This is a genomic window from Streptomyces sp. NPDC054840 (assembly GCF_053611065.1).
This window is the reverse complement of record NZ_JBSGZP010000689.1, coordinates 1-3,839: the sequence shown is the minus strand read 5'-3', so window position 1 is coordinate 3,839 and position 3,839 is coordinate 1. Positions and strand designations below refer to the sequence as shown.

General features: G+C 72.6%; 5 protein-coding genes. 2 read left to right on the top strand and 3 right to left on the bottom strand.

Going from position 1 to position 3,839, the window contains the following annotated elements:
* Positions 1-164: 164 nt before the first annotated feature.
* The 3 genes from corA to ACWGIU_RS32285 all read right to left on the bottom strand — a co-directional run bounded on the left by corA (position 165) and on the right by ACWGIU_RS32285 (position 2,754).
* Positions 165-1,247, bottom strand: coding sequence for a magnesium/cobalt transporter CorA (corA, locus tag ACWGIU_RS32295; RefSeq protein ID WP_453711660.1), 1,083 nt, complete (start codon positions 1,245-1,247; stop codon positions 165-167).
* Between the two features lie 102 nt (positions 1,248-1,349).
* Complete coding sequence (locus ACWGIU_RS32290) at positions 1,350-1,742, bottom strand: TOBE domain-containing protein (protein ID WP_453711659.1); 393 nt, start codon at positions 1,740-1,742, stop codon at positions 1,350-1,352.
* Positions 1,743-1,845: 103 nt separating this feature from the next.
* On the bottom strand, positions 1,846-2,754 hold the full coding sequence (locus ACWGIU_RS32285; RefSeq protein WP_453711658.1) for a LysR family transcriptional regulator ArgP: 909 nt from the start codon (positions 2,752-2,754) through the stop codon (positions 1,846-1,848).
* Between the two features lie 69 nt (positions 2,755-2,823).
* On the opposite strand from ACWGIU_RS32285, the gene ACWGIU_RS32280 reads away from it, so the two are divergent.
* Both ACWGIU_RS32280 and ACWGIU_RS32275 read left to right on the top strand, forming a co-directional pair.
* Positions 2,824-3,447: a LysE/ArgO family amino acid transporter gene (locus tag ACWGIU_RS32280; protein WP_453711657.1), complete on the top strand. Its 624-nt coding sequence runs from the start codon at positions 2,824-2,826 to the stop codon at positions 3,445-3,447.
* A 79-nt stretch (positions 3,448-3,526) separates the two neighbouring features.
* On the top strand, positions 3,527-3,839 hold a 313-nt coding region (locus tag ACWGIU_RS32275), incomplete at its 3' end, for an NUDIX domain-containing protein (RefSeq protein WP_453711656.1).

The window sequence follows — 3,839 nt, the reverse complement described above, 5'->3', positions numbered from 1 at the left end:
GCGCACTGCCGAGCAGTGCGCCGATCGCCAGCATCTTGCGACGAGGGGTGAACACAAGGCCTCCATCTGGTAGTTGAGGCGTCCCAGCTTCGTTAGGAAACTTTACTACCAGAGCTGACGGCAGCTCAATACCCGGGCGGACCCCAAGGAATGAGCCCGTCCGGTCAGAGCCAGCCGTTACGCCTGAAGCCCCGGTGGATGACGAAGCAGGCGAGCGCCATGACACCGAGGACCAGCGGGTAGCCGTAGGTCCAGTGCAGTTCGGGCATGTGGTCGAAGTTCATGCCGTACACCCCGCAGACCATGGTCGGCACGGCAACGATCGCCGCCCATGCCGTGATCTTGCGCATGTCCTCGTTCTGGGCCACGGTCACCTGCGCCAAGTGGGCCTGCAGGATGGAGTCCAGGAGGTTGTCGTAGGCGCCGATCTGCTCCGTGGCCCGGGTCAGGTGATCGGCCACGTTCCGGAAGTACGCGCGGGTCTCCGGCGGGATGACCGGTATCGGCTGGGTGGCCAGTTGCTGGAGCGGGCGGCTCAGGGGCGCCACCGCCCGCCGGAGCTCAAGGAGTTCACGCTTGAGCTGGTAGATCCGCCCAGCGTCGCCGCGGCCGCCGTCCTCGCTGAACACCGCCGTCTCGACGGCGTCGATGTCGTTCTGCACCGCGTCCGTCGCGGCCACGTAGTCGTCGACCACATGGTCGGCCATGGCGTGCAGAACGGCCGCGGGCCCATTGGCCAGTTGGTCCGGGGCGGCCTCCAGCTCCTCGCGGACCGGGCCCAGCGTGCCGCGACCGCCGTGCCGGATGGTGATGATGAAGTCCTGGCCGGTGAAGGCCATCAGCTCGCCGGTCTCCACCACCTCGCTGGTCGCGGTCAGCTCCTCGTGCTCCACGTAACGCACGGTCTTGAAGACGGAGAACAAGGTGTCGTCGTAGCGCTCCACCTTGGGACGCTGATGCGCGTTCACCGCGTCCTCGACGGCGAGGGGGTGCAGGCCGAACAGCTCGGCCAGCCCGGCCAGCTCCGACCTCGCCGGCTCGTGCAGGCCGATCCAGACGAACCCGTCGCCCGTCTTGCGGACCCGGCGCAGCGCCTCCTCGACCTCGGCGCAGTCGTCCTGCCGTACGCCGTCGCGGTAGACGATGCAGTTGACCACCGCGCTGCCGAGCGGGGAACGGGCCGGGTGGCTGAGGTCGACGGCCCGCCGGTAGCTGCGCCGCACGACCCGGCGCAGGTTGCTGAACATGGACAACGGCGTACTCCCCTTCGGCGGATCAGCGGCCAGTCTGCCACCGCCGCCGGAACGCCTGCGTCCGGGCTCACCGCCCGGGGAGCTCCGCCGCCCGTCTCAGACCCGGTCGATGAACACGCTCGTCGACTTCACCCGCGCCGTGGCCCGCGCGCCCACTTCCAGCCCGAGCTCCTCCACCGCCTCGCGCGTCAGCAGCGACACGATGCGGTGCGGCCCGGCCTGGATCTCCACCTGCGCGTCGACCGTGCCCAGCTTCACCCCGGTGACGATGCCGGGGAAGGCGTTGCGGGCCGAGGTGTGCGGGGCCTCCTCGCCCTCGGTGCCCTCCTGCGCTGCCTGGACGCAGAAGGCGGCCAGGTCGGGCCCGTCCACCATCCGCCGGGTGCCCTCGCGGTGGGTGGGGAACCGGTCGCCGTCCGCCCAGCGCCGGGCCGTGTCGACGCTGACGCCGAGCAGCCGGGCGGCCTGGCCGATCGTGTAGGACTCCATGGTCAGCAGCTTAGGCGTTGTCTTGTGGATCAGTCCGGATCAGGTCGGATCAGGCCGGATCCACCAGGGGCGGGCGGGCCGGATCCACCAGGATCGGGCCGGGTCAGGCCGGGGGGTTGCGGAGCGACTCCCGGGCCGCCGCCGCGATCACGTCCGCGACCGTCGACAAGGCGGGCGAATCGAGCTTCCACTGTTGCCAGTACAGGGGTACGTCCATCGGCCGCAGCGGCTCCAGCAGCACCAGCTGCCCCGTTCGCACCAGCGGTCTCGACTGCTGCTCCGGCACCAGCCCCCACCCCAGCCCCGCGACCACCGCGTCGCGGAACCCTTCCGACGTCGGTACGTAGTGCCGTACCGGCCCGGCCCCGACCGCCGGGTCCCCCGTCAGCCCGCGGACGAAGGCGTCCTGGAGGTCGTCCTTCCGGTCGAACACGATCGTCGGCGCCTCTCGCAGGTCCCGCTCAGGCTCCCCCCTCAGGTAGCGGGCCGCGAACGCGGGACTGGCGACCGGCAGGTACCGGGCCAGGCCCAGCATCCGTACGCTGCAGCCGGCCACCGGGTCGGGCGAGGAGGTCACCGCCGCCATCACCTGCCCCTCCCTCAGCAGCGCCGTCGTGTGCGACTCGTCCTCGCGGTGGAGCTCGATGCAGACCGGCGGATCCTGCGGCACCCGCGCCAGCACGGGCAGGAACCAGGTGGCGAGGGAGTCCGCGTTCACCGCGATCGGCAGCCGCACCGGGCCCCTCCCGTCGGCCATCCCCAGCTCGGCGCGCGCATCGCGCTCCAGGCGGGCCAGCTGCCGGGCGAAGCGCACCACCACCTCCCCGGATTCGGTCGCCCGCACCGGCTTCGTCCGCATCAGCAGCACCCGCCCGGTCCGCTGCTCCAGCGCTTTGACCCGTTGGCTGACCGCGGACGGGGTCACGTGCAGGGCGGCCGCCGCCGCGTCGAAGGTGCCCTCGTCCACCACGGCGAGCAGCGTGCGTACCTGGTCCAGTGGAAGCTCATCCATCACAAGCGCTAATGGTACGTAAAAATCTTTAGCTGTACTGAATCGCAGGCGCTGCCTACCGTCGATGTCATGAACTACGGCATCGTCACCGCGGCCCTGGCCGGCTTCGGCACCGGACTCTCCCTCATCGTCGCCATCGGCGCGCAGAACGCCTTCGTCCTCCGCCAAGGTGCGCGCCGTCACGCGGTCCTCGCCGTGGTCGCCATCTGCGCCGTCTCCGACGCGGTCCTCATCGCCCTCGGCGTCGCCGGCGTCGGCGCCTTCGTCACCGCCTGGCCGGCCGCCCTGACCGGGGTCGGGCTGGCCGGGGGCGGGTTCCTGATCTGCTACGGAGTCCTCGCCGCCCGCAGGGTGCTGCGGCCCGCCCCCGGCGCCGCCCTCACCACGGAGGGCGCGACGAGCGGGTCCGCCCGCCGGGCCGTACTGACCGCACTGGCCATGACCTGGCTCAACCCGCACGTCTACCTGGACACCGTGCTGCTCCTGGGGTCCCTCGCCGCCGACCGCGGGGACCTGCGCTGGGCCTTCGCCATCGGGGCCGTGCTGGCCAGCCTGACCTGGTTCGCCGGTCTGGGCTACGGGGCCCGGCTGCTGAGCGGCCTGCTCGCCCGGCCGGCCGCCTGGCGGATCCTGGACGGGCTCGTCGCTGCGACCATGGTCACCATGGGCGGCCTGCTGCTGGCCCGCGCCTGAGCCCGCATGTCGGCGCCGGGCAGCCGCCGCGGCCGGGGCATAGTGCTCGTGCCGCCGACCCGATCCTCAGGAGCCCGCCGTGCCCGACCGTCCCTCCCCGCTCGTGGCCGCCGCCGGGGTCGTCCTGGACACGCGTGGGCGGGTCCTCGTACTGACCACCCCGGGCCGGACGGAGCCGGAGCTTCCGGGCGGCGTGGTCGAGGACACCGAGACCCCGGAGGAAGGGCTCGCCCGCGCACTGCGGCAGGAGCTGGGCCTGGCGCGGCGGGCCGGCCGGCTGCTGGCGGTGGACTCCCTGCCGCCCGGCCCGTCCGGCCCGTCCGGCCCGTCCGGCCCGTCCGGCCCGTCCGGCCCGTCCGGCGCGCCCGGCGCGCCCGGCGCGCCCGGCCGCT

Coding starts and splice junctions, on each gene's coding strand:
- corA (WP_453711660.1), bottom strand. CDS start 1,247: ATGTTCAGCAACCTGCGCCGGGTCGTGCGGCGCAGCTACCGGCGGGCC.
- ACWGIU_RS32290 (WP_453711659.1), bottom strand. CDS start 1,742: ATGGAGTCCTACACGATCGGCCAGGCCGCCCGGCTGCTCGGCGTCAGC.
- ACWGIU_RS32285 (WP_453711658.1), bottom strand. CDS start 2,754: ATGGATGAGCTTCCACTGGACCAGGTACGCACGCTGCTCGCCGTGGTG.
- ACWGIU_RS32280 (WP_453711657.1), top strand. CDS start 2,824: ATGAACTACGGCATCGTCACCGCGGCCCTGGCCGGCTTCGGCACCGGA.